Genomic DNA, 14,484 nt, shown 5'->3' with positions numbered 1-14,484 from the left:
ACCCGGACGGACCGTCGGAAGAGCCGCCGGTCCGGCCCGGCGTCAGCCGGTGAACCCCGCGGTGATGGAGGTGAACTGCCAGTTGCTCTGGCTGATCCCGGAGCAGTTGCTCACCACTCCGCCGCCGGGGCAGGGACGGTCACGGTTGACCGACCAGTACGCGAGGCGGGCGATGTGGTGGGAGTTGGCCCAGTCCTTGATCTGGGTCCAGGTCGCCGGGCTGGTGAGTTCCTGCTGGTCGCTGAGACCGTTCATGCCCGAGATGCCGATATGGGAGTAGGCGGTGGCGTCCGACCAGCCGAAGGTGCTCTTCAGCTTGGTCTTCAGCCCCTCGGTGGCGTTCACGGTGTTGCCGTACATGTCGGCGCCGCCGCCGAAGTCGAAGGGCATGATGGTGAAGACGTCGATGTCCGCCTGGAGGGCGCCCGCCCGCTCGATGAGCCGGTTGCCCCACCAGGTCGGCCCGGTGGTGCTCGTGCCGAAGGTGAGGATCGTCCTCAGACCGGGGTTGTTCTGCTTGACGATCTTCAGTGCGCCGAGAATCCGGTCCTGGACGACCTCGTTCTCGAACTCGTCGCTGTTCTCGATGTCGACGTCGATCGCCTTCAGCCCATAGGCGTTGATCACCTTTTGATAGGCGCCGGCCAGGGCCTCGGGCGTGGAGCAGTTCGGGCCGAGCTTGTTGCCGCTCCAGCCGCCGATGGACGGGACGATGTCACCGCCCGCGCCGCGGATCGCGTTGATGGTGGACTGATCGGTGCCACCGGCGAGCGGACGCGTGCCGTCCCAGGCGGGGTTGCAGCCACCGGAGGAGAGGATGAAGGCCATGGTGAACCACTTGATGCCGGTGGCGCTCATCACCGAGGTGGCACTGGGCGGGTCGCCCCAGCCCAGATAGAGGTACGGAGCCGCCTGCTTGAAGCCGGTGCCGCCGCCACCGCCGGCGTCGGTCGTCACACTGACGGCGGACGAGGCCGGGGAGAGATTGCCGGCCGCGTCACGGGCGCGGACGGTGAAGCTGTACGAGGTGCTGGCCGCAAGGCCGCTGACGGTGGCGCTGGTGCCGGTCACCGTGGTCACGTTGGTGGCTCCGCGGTACACGTCGTAGCCGGTGACACCGACATTGTCGGACGACGCGTTCCAGGCCAGCGAGACACTTGAGGACGTCTTGCCGGTGGAGCGCAGATTCGTGGGCGCCGTGGGTGCCTGGGTGTCGCCGCCGCCTCCGCCGCCGGGACCGTCGAGGCTGATGTCGTCGGCGTAGTAAGTACCCTGTGCGTACCAGCCGTTGAGATGGATCTCGGCGGTGGTCTGGGCCGCGCCGGTGGTGAAGGAGACCGACAGCTGGGTGTAGGCGGTGGCGGACGGGGTCCAGGTCGACGGCCCGCCGGTCACGCCGAGGTACACATAGTTGCCGCGCACCCAACCCGAGAGCGTGTAGGCGGTGTTGGGCTGCACGGCGACGGTCTGGGTGCACTTGGCGTTGTCGCTCGCGCTCGCGGCGCCGGCCAGCGCCTTCGTACCGCTGTGCACGGGGCTGCTCACCACCGAGCCGAGTCCGCCGGTGCAGGACCAGCCGGAGAGGGAGCCTGTTTCGAAGCCGGGATTGCCGAGCAGGTTGGCGGCCTGGGCCGTGCCGGGCACGGAGAGAGTGGCGGCTGCGGCGAGCAGTGCCGCGCCGAGTCCGGCCAGTAGTCGATTTCGGATACGCACGTGACCTCCCAGTGAGGGGCGGGTGCGGGTCGACGGACCTGACGCGGCGCCACGATTGGTCTGGACCTGCGAGGCGGATTGAAGCCGAGCGATGCATTCCCGTCAAGAGAAGGCACGGGACAACCGGCGTCGCCCGGCGGGGAGTTGAAGGCCATTGGCAAAGGAGCGGCAAAATCGCCGAAGATTGGTCTATGCCTTTCCGGGGGCCGGAGCGCGGCGAATCCCTTCCCGGCAGGTCATTGGTACAGCGCTCCCGCCCGTGGGGCCGTTGACGCGGTCGTGACACTTAAGTTTCTTGAGAAGCAGAGACACGGGACGTCCCTCCCCACCCCCGCACCTAGGCCCCACCCCACACCTAGGAGAGCCGTGTCCACTGCAATCGGATCAAGATCCCTGCCGCCGCCCCGGCGCCGGCTCCTCGCCGTACTCACCGCACTCGTGCTCGCACTTGCCGGGCTCACCGGGCTGGCAGCCACCCCCGCACAGGCGGCGGGCCCGCTCACCGCCTCGTTCACCAGTGCCGACAACGGCTCCTGGTGGAAGGGCACCTACATCGTCAAGAACAGCACCGGGACCCCGGTCACCGGCTGGACCCTCGAATTCGATCTGCCGCCCGGGGTGACGATCAGCCAGCACTACAACGGGACGGCGACGGTCAGCGGTTCGCACGTGACCGTGACGCCCGCCCACTACAACACCACCGTCCCGGCGAACGACACCACCGAGCCGTACAGCTACTGGTTCGTCGCCTCCGGACCGATCACCGCCCCGACCGGCTGCCTCGTCAACGGCGACAAGTGCGACGGAAGCCCCGCAAGACCGCCGTCCGCACCTGGCGACCTGGCCGTCACCGACACCACGGCCCGTACGGTGAGCCTGAAGTGGAACGCCGCGGCCCCCGGCGACTTCCCCGTCGCCTCCTACGAGGTGCTGAGAGGCACCACCGTGGTCGCCGCCGTCGCCACGACCTCGGCCACCGTCCGTGAGCTCACCCCGGCCACGGCCTACAGCTTCACCGTCCGCGCCAAGGACACCCGAGGCAACCTCGGACCGGTCGGCGCCGCGGTCACCGTGACCACCGTCGACCCGGCGAGCGACACCGTCCCGCCCACCGCCCCCGCCAACCTGCGCAGCACAGCGGTGACTTCCAGCACCGTCGCCCTGTCGTGGAACGCCTCCACCGACAACAACCGAATCGCCGCGTACGACGTCTACCGGGGCACGATCCTGGTCGCGGGCGTCCCGGCGACCTCCCTCAGCACGACGATCACCGGCCTGGCGCCCGCCACCCGGTACGACTTCACCGTCAGGGCCCGGGACGCGGCAGACAACGCGTCCCCGGCGAGCAACACCCTGACCGTCACCACCGCCGATCCGGTCGGCGACGGCGGGCACGCGACCGTCGGATACTTCGTCCAGTGGGGCATCTACGGCCGCCAGTACTTCGTCAAGAACCTCGACACCTCCGGAGCCGCGGCCAAGCTCGATGTCGTCAACTACGCCTTCGGCAACGTCGATCCGGTCAACCTCTCCTGCCTGAGCGGTGTCACCAAGGGCGTCTCGGGCAATCCGCAGGACCCCAATGAGGGCGACGGGGCAGGTGACGCCGAGGCGGACTACGGCCGTGCCTTCGCCGCGTCGCAGTCGGTGGACGGGGTGGCCGACGACGGCTGGGGCAAGCTGCGCGGCAACTTCAACCAGCTGAAGAAGCTCAAGGCCAAGCACCCGCACCTCAAGGTCGTCATCTCGCTGGGCGGCTGGACCTACTCGAAGTACTTCTCCGACGTCGCCGCCACCGACGCCTCGCGGAAGAAGTTCGTGAAGTCCTGCATCGACCTGTACATCAAGGGAGACCTGCCCGCGTACAACGGCGCCGGCGGAGCGGGCGTCGCCGCAGGAATCTTCGACGGCATCGACCTGGACTGGGAGTGGCCCGGCTCACCCGACGGCCATCCCGGCAACCACTGGAGCTCCGCGGACAAGGCCAACAACACCGCCCTGATCGCGGAGTTCCGCAAGCAGCTCGACGCCCTGGGCGGCGAGCACAAGCTGCTGACCGCCTTCACCCCGGCCGACCCGAAGAAGATCGACGCGGGCTGGGACCTGTCGGAGATCTTCGGCGATCTGGACATCGCCAATGTCCAGGGCTATGACTTCCACGGTGCGGGCAGCGACAACTCCTGGGAGCCGAACCGCACCGGCCACCAGGCCAACCTCTACCCCGACGCCCAGTCTCCGTTCGCCAACGACTTCAGCATCGACGGCGCGGTGAAGGCGTACATCACCGCCGGAGTGAGTCCGCGGAAGCTGACCATCGGCTTCCCCTTCTACGGCCGCGGCTGGAAGGAGGTCGCCGCCGGCGGCGTCAACGGCGAATGGCAGAGCGCCAATGGCGCGGCCCCCGGCCAGTTCGCGGAGGAGGCCGGGACGCGCGGGTACCAGAACCTCGTCACCGGCGTCCCGAATCTCACGGTCGTCCACGACACCCAGTCGGTGGCCACCTACGGCTATCAGGGCGCGGGAGGCCAGTGGTGGTCCTTCGACGACACCTGGTCCATCGGCCAGAAAGCGGCGTACATCAAGTCGAAGGGGCTGCTGGGCGGGATGATCTGGGAGATGTCGGGTGACACCCCGGGCGGAGACCTGCTCGGTGCCCTGCACAGCGGACTCCAGTAACACCGCCAACACCGGCGCCCGAAAAGTGTCGAGGCCGGTCCGTCAGCTGACGGACCGGCCTCTCCCGGTGGGCGATACTGGGTTCGAACCAGTGACCTCTTCGGTGTGAACGAAGCGCTCTCCCACTGAGCTAATCGCCCGGGAACGGACTGAACCATACAGGCCCCCGCGGGCTTCCTTCAAACTCCCCCGAGGTACGCCGCAAGACCGCGCCGCCCGCCGCGCATCATCGCCGCGTGATTGGCGCGAAAGACCGGCCGGCAGGGCAGCGCCAGCCGCCTCATCAGCGGCTTGCACACCTCCACCTCCTGTTCGTACAGCGCCCGGGTGCCGCTGCCGCGCGCTGTAAGCGTCCACCGCGCCCAGCCCTCCAGGTCCCCCGCCATCCCCACTTCGAGCACCCCGGCCGCCGGGTCGCGCCGCTGAGCTCGGGCGGTGACGAGCAGTTCGTACGGAAGGAAGGAGCGGAAGCGCGCGGTGCCGGTGATCTCGTCGAGCGCGGTGACCTCGCGGACCTGCGGCCACCACCGGGGGTACTCCTCGGCCCGTTCCAGCACCTCGTACACGGCGGCGGGTCCTGCGGTCAGATCCCAGACGCTGCGGAAGCGGTAGCGACACCAGTCCATGCTCCAAGTCTGCGCCTGCGGGGGCGTACTCACCCACGACCTGAGTATCCGCACCCATGCCGTGCGGTGTGGCGCGGGCCACACTCCGACCATGGAGAACGTTCCGCCACCCGCCGAGGAACTGGCGATCCTCGACCGCGAGCTGGTCCAACTGGACGCTCGCCGGGCCCAGTTGCTGGCCCGCAGAGCCTGGCTGCTCACCGCGATACGGCAGTCGCAGCCCGCCGCCCCGCCGGCACCGGCGGCGCGGCCCTTCGGCGCGCCGCCGCCGCCCGAGACGTCCCCGCCGAGCGTGCAGAATCTGCTGCTCACCCTCGGCGGGATTCTGCTGACCATCGCGGCGATCGCGTTCACGCTGGTCAGCTGGGGACACCTGGGTATCGGCGGGCGCTCCGCGGTGCTCGGCGCGGTGACGGTCGCGGCACTCGCCGCCCCGGTCGCGCTGCTGCGCCGGAGGCTCGCCTCGACGGCGGAGGCGGTGGCCGGTCTCGGCCTGGTCCTGATGGTGCTCGACGCGTACGCCCTGCACCGGGTGGCGCTGCCGGACACCGGCGGGCTGGGATACGCGGCCTTCGCCTCGGCCGCGCTCGCCGCGCTCTGGTCCGCGTACGGTCTCTCGCTGGACCGGCTGCGCACTCCCCTGCCGGTGGCCGTGCTGACCACTCAACTCCCGCTTCCGCTCTGGGCGCTGACCGCTTCCGCGGGCGCGCCGCCGATGGAGTGGGCCCTGCTGGCGACCGCCGCGCTCGATGTCGTGGTCGCGCTGTCGGCGAAGCGGGCGGGCGTCCGGGGAATCGCCGCCACCGCTGCCGCGGCGACGGGCGGCTCGGCGCTGCTGATCGGCGGCTGGCAGTCGGTGACGGCGGCCGGTCCGTCGGCCGCGGTCGCCCCGGCGGCCCTGCTGCTCGCGGCGGCGGGTGTGGCGCTGTTCGCTGCCTTGCGGTCGCCTGCGGCTGCGACCGCCGCGTCCGTTGTGGCGGGCCTCGCGGCGATCGCGGCGGTCGGCGGCGTGGCTCGGGCAGCGGTGCCGCAGGGGTGGTCGGTCCTGGGGTATCTGCTGTGCGCGGTGGCTCTGTTGGGCCTTGTAGGGATGGGAGTACCGCGGGGTCTGCGCCCGGGCCTGGCGAGCGCGTCGGCCGCGGTCCACGCCGCGGCGGCGCTCTCGGCGCTGCCCCTGGTCGCCCTCACCCTGGCGGGTCCGCTGACAGTCCTGGACACCATCTGGTCGGGCACGCCGACGGACGCCCGCGGGGCGCTGGGCACGGATCTCCCGGAATCGGGCCTGACGGCGACACCGCTTGTCCTGCTGATCGTGGCAGCGACCCTGACGACGGTCTCCCGCTGGTCACCCGCCACCGAGGGCTCGCCCGCCGGGCCTCTCGGAGCGGCCGCGGGGGCTGCCCCGCCTGCCGGAACCCCCGGCGCGGCCGGAGCCCCCTCCGGCACGGCCGCCGGACCCCCGGAGGGCCACCCCGGCCACGCCGCCGGGACACCGCCCACGCCCACCGGCCCGGCAAGCGACGCCCCGCGCCCCTCGGGCGCGCCCGCCCCGGAGGGCCACCCCGGCACGCCCGCCGGGCCGTCTCCCACGCCCACCGGCCCGGTCGGCCCGCCCGCCGCGGACACGGCCGCCCAGCCCGCCTGGGGTGCGACTCCCGGCCTGGTGGCCCCCGGCCCTGGGCCGCGTAGCCTCGCCGTTCCCGTGGCCCTCGGGCTCGCATGGGCCGGCCTGCTCGTTGTGCCGCCCGCGCTGGATCTCGGGTACACCGCGACCGTGGCGCTCCAGGTGCTCCTGACCTTCGCCGCGCTGGCTCTCGCCGTGCGGCCCGCATGGATCGCCCGGCACGCCCCGGCCGGGCCCGTCGTCGGCCTCGGCTGCGCCCTCGGAAGCGGCGTCAGCGTCGCGCTGCTGTCCCTGGCCACGCGCCCGGCCACGTTCGCGGTGCTTGGCACCCTGGCCGCCGTCCTCACCGCCGCCGCGGTCGCGACACGGGCCGGGCGCGCAGTGCAGGCCGTCCTCGCCTGCGCCGCCACCGGCTTCGCGACCGCCCTCGTCGGTGCTGTCGCCGGGGCCGCCGAACTCCCGCTCCACCAGACCGCGTTGGTGCTCCTCGCCGTCCCCGCCGCCGTGGCTCTCCTCGCCGCCCGGCTCGGCCGGCACCCCGTCGCACTCCCGATGGAGCTCACCGGTGCCGCCGCGGGCCTGCTCGCGGTCGGCCTCGCCGCCGGGGACCGCGCGACACTCGCCCTGGTGCTGGCGCTCTGCGGCGTGATCGCCGCGGGCACGGCGGTGCGGGCCGAGCGCCGCCCGGCGGCCGGGTATCTCGCGGCGGTGCTGTTCGTGCTGGCCACCTGGGTACGGCTGTACGCCGCGGACGTCGCGAGCCCCGAGGCGTACACCCTTCCGGTGACCGTCCCCGCGCTCGCCGTCGGTGTGCTGCGCCGCCGCCGCGACCCGGAGGCGTCGTCCTGGACGGCGTACGGCCCCGGTCTCGCCGCTACGCTGCTGCCGAGCCTCTTCGCGGCCTGGGGCGACGAGCACTGGCTGCGTCCGCTGCTGCTCGGCGTCGCGGCCCTGGCCGTCACGCTCACCGGTGCCCGGCTGCGCCTCCAGGCGCTGCTGGTGCTCGGCGGCGCGGTGCTCGCCCTCGACGCGCTGCACGAGCTCGCGCCGTACGTCGTCCAGGTCGTCGGCGCGCTCCCCCGCTGGCTGCCGCCGGCGCTCGCCGGACTGCTGCTGCTCGCCGTCGGCGCGACCTATGAGCAGCGGCTTCGCGACGCCCGCAAGCTGCGCGACACCCTCGGCCGGATGCGCTGAGGGCCGCGAAAACGCCGAAGGCCCGGAGACGTCAAGTCTCCGGGCCTTCGGTCCGGGTGGGCGATACTGGGTTCGAACCAGTGACCTCTTCGGTGTGAACGAAGCGCTCTCCCACTGAGCTAATCGCCCGGGCGCACCGCAAACATTACCGGATGTCAGCGGGTCCCCCTGACCATTTTCCGGTCACTCCTTGATCTTCCAGGGCATCACGATCCCGAACTTCCAGACGTAGATTCCGACCAGCACCGCGACGATCACGAGACCGATCGTGGTGAGGATGATGTTCCGTCGCCGCACCTTGGGATCGAGTGCCCGCTGTGCCGCCTCGGTCACCTTGCGCTTGGTCCAGCGCAGCACCAATTGCGCCCAGACGAACTCGGTCGCCCAGATCGCGATGCCGCCGAAGATCACCAGCCAGCCGGGACCCGGCAGCGGCAGCATCACGATTCCGCCTGCGACCACCGCGAGGCCGACGATGAAGACGCCGACCTGCCAGCTCACGTGCAGCGGCTTGGACCGCTTGATGAAGTGGGGCGCCTTCGAGCCGAGCTCCGGCTCTTCCGCGGCCACCACATCCACCACGTCGCCCGTCCCGTCCCCCGTCGCGGGTTTCGGGTCCGTCGCCGCGACGGCCTCCCCCCGCTCGTCACTCTCCGCATTCATGGACTCAAACCTACCGGATTGAACCCGATCACTGGAATGGCCGTATAACACAAAGTGAGGCACCGCCGTACGAGCGACATGAAGGATCACAAAACGGTCAGAGGGGTTTACAACGGCACCGTAGGTGGCATGTCGATTTCGCCGACGTGCGAACCCCCGAGCGCACACTGAGCGAAAGGCCCTGGCGCTTATGAACACCACGGTCAGCTGCGAGCTGCACCTGCGCCTCGTTGTATCGAGCGAGTCTTCACTGCCTGTACCCGCGGGCCTGCGGTATGACACGGCCGATCCCTATGCCGTGCACGCCACCTTCCACACCGGAGCCGAAGAGACGGTCGAGTGGGTCTTCGCCCGCGATCTTCTCGCTGAGGGTCTGCACCGGCCCACCGGCACGGGCGACGTCCGAGTCTGGCCGTCCCGCAGCCACGGCCAGGGCGTTGTCTGCATCGCGCTGAGCTCCCCGGAGGGCGAAGCCCTGCTCGAGGCCCCGGCGCGGGCCCTGGAGTCGTTCCTGAAGCGGACCGACGCCGCGGTGCCACCGGGCACCGAGCATCGTCACTTCGATCTCGACACGGAGCTTTCGCACATCCTGGCCGAAAGCTGAGCCAGGCAGCGACCTGCACGGCGCCGTCCTACTCGGGGAGACGGCGCCGCGCGGACAACCACATACGGAACACACCGGCGCCGTCACCGCGGATTCCATCGCGGCGACGGCGTCGCTGCGCTCTCGGCGCGAACCGCTAGAGTCAGCGCAATTCGGCGGGCACCGGCCCGCAGCAGGCCAGGGAGCGAATCGTGCTGATTCCCCATGACACCCGGATCGCCCTCAACACCGTCGTCGATCTGGTGAACACCGCACCGGAGAGCGAGCAGCAGGGCGACGGGCTCGCGGACGTCGCCGCGCTGTACGACTTCGTGCGCAGCCACGACGTCAGCGGCGTGGGCGAACTGAACCAGCGGGACCTCAAGGCGGTGCACGGCGTACGGACCCAGTTCGCGGAGATCTTCGCGGCGCCCGACAGCCGCATCGCGGCCGAGCTGGTCAATGAGCTGGTGGCGGCCGCGGGGACCACCCCGCAGCTCACCGACCACGACGGCTACGACTGGCATGTGCACTACTTCGCGCCGGGCGCGTCGGTTGCCGACCATCTCGCCGCGGACTGCGGGATGGCGCTGGCCTTCATCGTTGTCGCGGGCGAGCAGGAGCGGCTGCGGCGATGCGAGGCGCCGGACTGCGGGCGCGCCTTCGTCGATCTGTCGCGCAATCGCTCGCGCCGCTACTGCGACAGCCGCACCTGCGGCAACCGCCTGCATGTCGCCGCGTACCGTGCGCGCCGCAAGGAAGCGGCCGGCTGAGGCTCACAGCAGAAACAGATCGTGTACCGCGGCCATGAGCAGCAAGAAGCCGATCACCGCGAGGAAGATCATCAGGGGTGGCTGGGAGAGCGCGAAGAGGCAGCCACGCGGCTCTTCGGTCGGTGTGGGGGCCTGGCCCCGGGAGGTATCGAGCATCTCGGGGTGATGATGTCGCAGCCCGGCCCCTCATGATCGACCAACACGCCCCGCGACTGCGGGAGTTCATTCAGATCCCGTGCTGGATGCCGTGCCGGATGCTCTGCTAGATGCCATGCCTCTTCTAGATGCCGTGCTTCTTCAGGATCGCCTCGATGTCGCTGAAGTCGTCGCCGGAACCGGCGGCCTTCCGCTTGGCCACGGGCTGCGCGGCCGGACGGCCCGCCTGCCCGAGTGAGGGCGCGGACGACTCGGGCGCGACCGCCTCGCGCTGCGCCGACTTCGCGGCCTTGCGTTCCTTGCGGGTGCCGACGCCGCGCCGTTCGACGGCCCGGGTCGTCATGAAGAGCAGCCACGCGCCGCCCAGCAGGCCGAAGCCGATCCACGCGGACGGGCTGAAGGCCGTGTCGACGGCCCATTCGACGGCGCCGGTCAGCACCAGGCCGATCGGGATCAGGGAGTAGGCGGCTATGCGGGTCGCGGCCAGGAAACGCTTGCGGTACGCCGTGATCGCGGCGATGCCCAGGCCCGCCGCGGACACCGCGGAGAAAATGGTCTCGGCAATCATCCGGTCCTCCAGGCTTCGGCGGGCATGGGCGGGTACGTCCCTATCCATCGTGCACCGTCCGGCGGCGTGCGGGCCACGGTCCCGTACGACCTCAGGGAGATCTCCGGGACGGCCTCCTCCCCAGGTCCCGGTCGGGGGACACGCCGCAGGGCTGGGAGACTGGTCCCATGAGCGACTCCACCAACGCCCGCCCCGTCGTACTCGACGTCTGGTGCGAGCTCCAGTGCCCCGACTGCCGCAGTGCCCTGGATGATCTGCGGTCCCTGCGCGAGCGCTACGGCGACCGGCTGGAGCTGCGGCTGCGGCACTTCCCCCTCGACAAGCACAAGCACGCCTTCACCGCCGCCCAGGCCGCCGAGGAGGCTGCCGAACAGGGCAAGGGCTGGCCGTATGTGGAGGCCGTGCTCGCGCGTACTGAGGAACTGGCGGCGAAGGGCGAGCCGTTCCTGCTGGAGGTCGCGGGTGAACTGGGCCTGGACGCCGAGGAGTTCGACACCGCCCTGATCGACGGGCGGCACATCCTGATCGTCGACGCCGACCACGCCGAGGGCAAGGCGATCGGCGTCACCGGCACTCCGACGTACGTCATCGACGGCGAGCGCCTGGACGGCGGCAAGAGCCAGGAGGGGCTGCGGGCGCGCATCGAGGAGATCGTCGACCGGCTGCTCGCCGGCTCCGGGTCCAACTCCTAGAGCAGCGGCTTGAAGAGGTTGACGGCGGTCGTTTCGTAGCCGAGCGACTCGTAGAGGCTGATCGCCGGGGTGTTGTCGGAGAAGACGTGCAGTGCGAGCATGCGCATCCCGGCGTCGAGCGAGACCCGCTCGGCGAGCAGCATCAGGGAACGCCCGTGGCCCTGTCCCCTATGTCCGTCGACGACTTGGACGTCGTACACGAACGACGCCTGCTCGCCGAAGCGGGCCTCGCGCCGCCCGACGAAGAGGTGGCCCACGATCACGCCGTCATGGACCAGGAAACGCAGCGAGGTCCCTGGGGTGGCGAGGCCGTCGGGCAGGCTCGCGAGGTGGTCGGCCTCGGACTTGGCGCGCGCCTCCTCGGCCGGAACGCCGCGGTCGATCCAGCTCTGTGCGTAGCTCTCGACGGCCTGAGCCCGCCACTGTGCGAACTCCGCCTCGCTCATCGGACGGCCCTCGACGTGCGCGGGCAGAGCGGGCGGCTCCGCGGGAAGCGCCTTGCGCATGCTGCGGCTGCGTTCGATGTAGCCGAGTGCGCGCGTCAGCCGCCGCGCGGCGGTGGCGTCGGGCGGTACGGATGTCAGTACCTGGGTGCACCCCCAGCCGCGCAGCACCTCTTCTGCGGCGAGGGCGGCGACGGTCCCGCGTCCGCGCCGCCGGTCCGCCTCGTCGATCCGCAGCGAGCGTATGGCGCCGGCCTTGGCGCTGAGCGCCGGGAAAGTGGCGATCTCGATCCTGCCGACAGGACGGCCGTTCACGCAGATCTCGTACGTGCGTGACTTCGCGCCGTCGGCCTCGTGCTGAATCGGCCCGGTCGGCCGCAGGGTGGTGGTCATCAGGGGTGTTCTACCCGCCTCCGAGGCCACCCGTCACGAAGTTTTACGGAGCCTTCGGATCGCTGTCGGCGGCCGCGCGCTCCTCGAAGATCCGCATCGCCTTGGCGGTCACCGGTCCCGGCGCCTGCGCGAGCTCCCGCCCGTCGATCCGCCCAACCGCCTGTACGTCGCGGAGGGTGGACGTCAGGAAGACCTCATCGGCCCGGTCCAGCACGTCGAGCGGCAGGTCGGTCTCCCTGGCTCCCGCCCATTCCACGGTGAGCGCACGGGTGATGCCCGCCAGACAGCCGGAGGAGACGGGCGGGGTGTACAACTCACCGTCGAGTACGACGAAGACGTTGGAGCCGGTGCCCTCGCAGAGCTGTCCGACGGTGTTGGCGAAGAGCGCCTCGGACGCCCCCTGCTCACTCGCCCTGGCGAGTGCGACGACATTCTCCCCGTACGACGTCGTCTTCAGCCCGGCCAGTGCGCCACGCTCATTGCGCGTCCAGGGAACGGTGATCACGGCCGTGGTGTCGGGGCGCCGCTCGGTCTCGCCCAGCGCGACGACGAGGGTCGGACCCTCGGTGCCGCGGTCGGAGCCGAGGGGCGAGGTACCGCCGGTGTACGTGATGCGCAGCCGGCCAAGAGCCATGGGGTTGGCTTCCAGCACGGCCGCGCAGGCGTGCCCCACCTCGTCGTGGTCCGGGTCCGGCAGGCCGAGGCCGCGGGCCGAGCGGGTCAGCCGGTCGAGGTGCTGGGTGAGGGCAAAGGGCTGCCCGTGGACGGCCTTGATCGTCTCGAAGATGCCGTCGCCCACGGTCAGACCGTGGTCGAACACGGACACCCGGGCGTCGTCGGCGTCCGTGAGTGCGCCATTGACCCAGAGCTTCATCTAGCTGGTCCTTCCGCTCGCCTCGTACGCTCCCGACGCTACCGTGAGCAGTCGGGAAGCCTTCAGCTCGGTCTCCTCCCACTCGCGCTCGGGGTCGGAGCCCCAGGTGATCCCGGCGCCGGTGCCGAAGCGGAGCACCGGCCCGCCGACCGGGGCGCGGTCGATCCAGAAGGTGCGTATGCCGACGGCGAGCTCGCCGGTGCCGCGGTCGGCGTCGACCCAGCCGATGCCTCCGCAGTACGGTCCGCGGGGCGCCGTCTCCAGCGCCTCGATGATCTTCAGAGCACTGGACTTGGGCGCGCCGGTCACCGAGCCCGGCGGGAAGGTGGCCGTCAGGAGCTCCTGCCAGCCCGCCTTGGGCCCCAGCTCCGCGCGCACGGTGGAGACGAGGTGCACAAGTCCAGGATGCGACTCGACCGCGCAAAGCGCAGGGACGGTCACCGTGCCTGTGGCACTCACCCGCCCCAGGTCGTTTCGGACCAGGTCCACGATCATCACGTTCTCCGCGTAATCCTTCTCCAGCAGATCGTCGACGGTGCGTCCGGTGCCCTTGATCGGCCCGGACTCGACGGTCTGCCCGTCCCGGCGCAGATACAGCTCGGGCGATGCGGTGGCGATCTCCACGCCGTGCGCGGGCAGCCGAATGGTTCCGGCGTACGGAGCGGGGTTGCCGCGCGCCAGCAGGGCGGTCAGCGCGTCGACGTCGGCGGCGTCCGGGTCGGGCAGCGGCGCGGAGAGAATTCGGCAGAGGTTCGCCTGATAGACCTCGCCCGCCGCGATGTGCTCGCGGATGCGCCGGACGCCGGCGGAGTACGCGGCGCGGTCCAGCGAGGACGTCCAGTCGCCCGCCGCCGGGCCCCGCCACCGCCCCGGCACGGGCTCAGGCACCGGCTCCGTACGCACATCGCCGAAGCGGGCGCAGGTCAGACCGCCCTCGAAGTCTGCGGCGACGGCCCAGAAGCCGGCGGAGTCGAGTGCTTCGGGGTCGCTGGTGACATCCCGGAGGTCCGATGCGAGGAGGCTGCCGAAGCGGGCCAAAGGAGCGAGGTCATGCACGTCTGTGAGTCTATGGCGGGCGCCGATGTGCCGCTGCGGCGTGAACACACCTCAGCACGCTGCGGAAACGCGTTTTTGTGCTGGCCCAGGAATCCGCTAGAGTTCAACACGTCGCCGGGCCGCGGAAGCGGGCTGGAACCGACAAGCGGACGTGGCTCAGTTGGTAGAGCATCACCTTGCCAAGGTGAGGGTCGCGAGTTCGAATCTCGTCGTCCGCTCGAAGGGGGATCTTCCCGAACCCCTGCACTCAGGGTGGAGTGGCCGAGAGGCGAGGCAACGGCCTGCAAAGCCGTCTACACGGGTTCAAATCCCGTCTCCACCTCCAAGGACGATTAGCTCAGCGGGAGAGCGCTTCCCTGACACGGAAGAGGTCACTGGTTCAATCCCAGTATCGTCCACACAGGCCAGGGGCCGTTTCCCGATACGGGAGACGGCCCCTGGTGCGTAGTG

General features: G+C 70.7%; 13 protein-coding genes and 5 tRNA genes. 8 read left to right on the top strand and 10 right to left on the bottom strand.

From position 1 onward, the window contains the following. Positions 1 to 42 precede the first annotated feature (42 nt). Positions 43 to 1,713: a fibronectin type III domain-containing protein gene (locus ACH492_RS31310; RefSeq protein WP_398991409.1), complete on the bottom strand. Its 1,671-nt coding sequence runs from the start codon at positions 1,711 to 1,713 to the stop codon at positions 43 to 45. Between the two features lie 366 nt (positions 1,714 to 2,079). Between ACH492_RS31310 and ACH492_RS31305 the strand changes: the two genes are divergently transcribed. After that, complete coding sequence (locus ACH492_RS31305) at positions 2,080 to 4,389, top strand: glycosyl hydrolase family 18 protein (RefSeq protein WP_398991407.1); 2,310 nt, start codon at positions 2,080 to 2,082, stop codon at positions 4,387 to 4,389. 68 nt (positions 4,390 to 4,457) lie between these two features. On the opposite strand, the gene ACH492_RS31300 is transcribed toward ACH492_RS31305, so the two are convergent. Next, a tRNA-Val gene (locus ACH492_RS31300) sits at positions 4,458 to 4,529 on the bottom strand. Positions 4,530 to 4,568: 39 nt separating this feature from the next. Then, positions 4,569 to 5,015 (bottom strand): SRPBCC family protein, encoded by a 447-nt coding sequence (locus ACH492_RS31295; protein WP_398991404.1) that lies wholly within the window; start codon positions 5,013 to 5,015, stop codon positions 4,569 to 4,571. A gap of 91 nt (positions 5,016 to 5,106) precedes the next feature. Between ACH492_RS31295 and ACH492_RS31290 the strand changes: the two genes are divergently transcribed. Further along, positions 5,107 to 7,833, top strand: coding sequence for an SCO7613 C-terminal domain-containing membrane protein (locus tag ACH492_RS31290; protein WP_398991402.1), 2,727 nt, complete (start codon positions 5,107 to 5,109; stop codon positions 7,831 to 7,833). A 57-nt stretch (positions 7,834 to 7,890) separates the two neighbouring features. On the opposite strand, the gene ACH492_RS31285 is transcribed toward ACH492_RS31290, so the two are convergent. Further along, positions 7,891 to 7,962 (bottom strand) — tRNA-Val (locus ACH492_RS31285). A gap of 54 nt (positions 7,963 to 8,016) precedes the next feature. Further along, complete coding sequence (locus tag ACH492_RS31280; RefSeq protein WP_398991400.1) at positions 8,017 to 8,496, bottom strand: TIGR02611 family protein; 480 nt, start codon at positions 8,494 to 8,496, stop codon at positions 8,017 to 8,019. 190 nt (positions 8,497 to 8,686) lie between these two features. On the opposite strand from ACH492_RS31280, the gene ACH492_RS31275 reads away from it, so the two are divergent. Together ACH492_RS31275 and ACH492_RS31270 are read left to right on the top strand one after the other, a co-directional pair. Continuing rightward, positions 8,687 to 9,100 carry an SsgA family sporulation/cell division regulator gene (locus ACH492_RS31275; RefSeq protein WP_003959770.1) on the top strand — a complete coding sequence of 138 codons (414 nt, stop codon included), beginning with the start codon at positions 8,687 to 8,689 and terminating at the stop codon, positions 9,098 to 9,100. A 191-nt stretch (positions 9,101 to 9,291) separates the two neighbouring features. Next, entirely contained in the window at positions 9,292 to 9,852 is a 561-nt protein-coding gene (locus ACH492_RS31270) for a CGNR zinc finger domain-containing protein (RefSeq protein ID WP_398991398.1), read from the top strand. Positions 9,853 to 9,855: 3 nt separating this feature from the next. Here the strand turns inward: ACH492_RS31270 and ACH492_RS31265 are convergent, their stop codons facing one another. Together ACH492_RS31265 and ACH492_RS31260 are read right to left on the bottom strand one after the other, a co-directional pair. Further along, complete coding sequence (locus ACH492_RS31265) at positions 9,856 to 10,008, bottom strand: hypothetical protein (protein WP_398991396.1); 153 nt, start codon at positions 10,006 to 10,008, stop codon at positions 9,856 to 9,858. A 124-nt stretch (positions 10,009 to 10,132) separates the two neighbouring features. Beyond that, positions 10,133 to 10,576, bottom strand: a complete 444-nt coding sequence (locus ACH492_RS31260; RefSeq protein ID WP_398991660.1) for a hypothetical protein — start codon at positions 10,574 to 10,576, stop codon at positions 10,133 to 10,135. A gap of 167 nt (positions 10,577 to 10,743) precedes the next feature. Between ACH492_RS31260 and ACH492_RS31255 the strand changes: the two genes are divergently transcribed. Further along, positions 10,744 to 11,268: a DsbA family protein gene (locus ACH492_RS31255; protein ID WP_398991394.1), complete on the top strand. Its 525-nt coding sequence runs from the start codon at positions 10,744 to 10,746 to the stop codon at positions 11,266 to 11,268. Here ACH492_RS31255 and ACH492_RS31250 read toward each other — a convergent pair. Genes ACH492_RS31250 through ACH492_RS31240 form a run of 3 tightly spaced genes read right to left on the bottom strand, consistent with a single transcriptional unit; the run spans position 11,265 to position 14,034 of the window. Next, positions 11,265 to 12,104, bottom strand: a complete 840-nt coding sequence (locus ACH492_RS31250) for a GNAT family N-acetyltransferase (protein WP_398991392.1) — start codon at positions 12,102 to 12,104, stop codon at positions 11,265 to 11,267. The two genes, ACH492_RS31255 and ACH492_RS31250, sit on opposite strands and share 4 nt — an antisense overlap. Positions 12,105 to 12,147: 43 nt before the next feature. Further along, a complete protein-coding gene (locus ACH492_RS31245) occupies positions 12,148 to 12,978 on the bottom strand; it encodes an aminotransferase class IV (RefSeq protein WP_398991390.1) in 831 nt (276 codons plus the stop codon). Next, positions 12,979 to 14,034 (bottom strand): chorismate-binding protein, encoded by a 1,056-nt coding sequence (locus tag ACH492_RS31240; RefSeq protein WP_398991388.1) that lies wholly within the window; start codon positions 14,032 to 14,034, stop codon positions 12,979 to 12,981. It abuts the gene before it with no gap. Positions 14,035 to 14,179: 145 nt separating this feature from the next. On the opposite strand from ACH492_RS31240, the gene ACH492_RS31235 reads away from it, so the two are divergent. The 3 genes from ACH492_RS31235 to ACH492_RS31225 all read left to right on the top strand — a co-directional run bounded on the left by ACH492_RS31235 (position 14,180) and on the right by ACH492_RS31225 (position 14,432). Then, positions 14,180 to 14,252 (top strand) — tRNA-Gly (locus ACH492_RS31235). Between the two features lie 33 nt (positions 14,253 to 14,285). Continuing rightward, positions 14,286 to 14,359, top strand: a tRNA-Cys gene (locus ACH492_RS31230). A 1-nt stretch (position 14,360) separates the two neighbouring features. Next, positions 14,361 to 14,432, top strand: a tRNA-Val gene (locus tag ACH492_RS31225). The last annotated feature ends 52 nt before the right edge of the window (positions 14,433 to 14,484 follow it).

Origin of the sequence: Streptomyces sp. NPDC019443 (genome assembly GCF_044389785.1) — a bacterium.
Taxonomy (GTDB): domain Bacteria; phylum Actinomycetota; class Actinomycetes; order Streptomycetales; family Streptomycetaceae; genus Streptomyces.
Note: the sequence above shows the minus strand (reverse complement) of the source record. Positions and strands in the feature narration are given on the sequence as shown.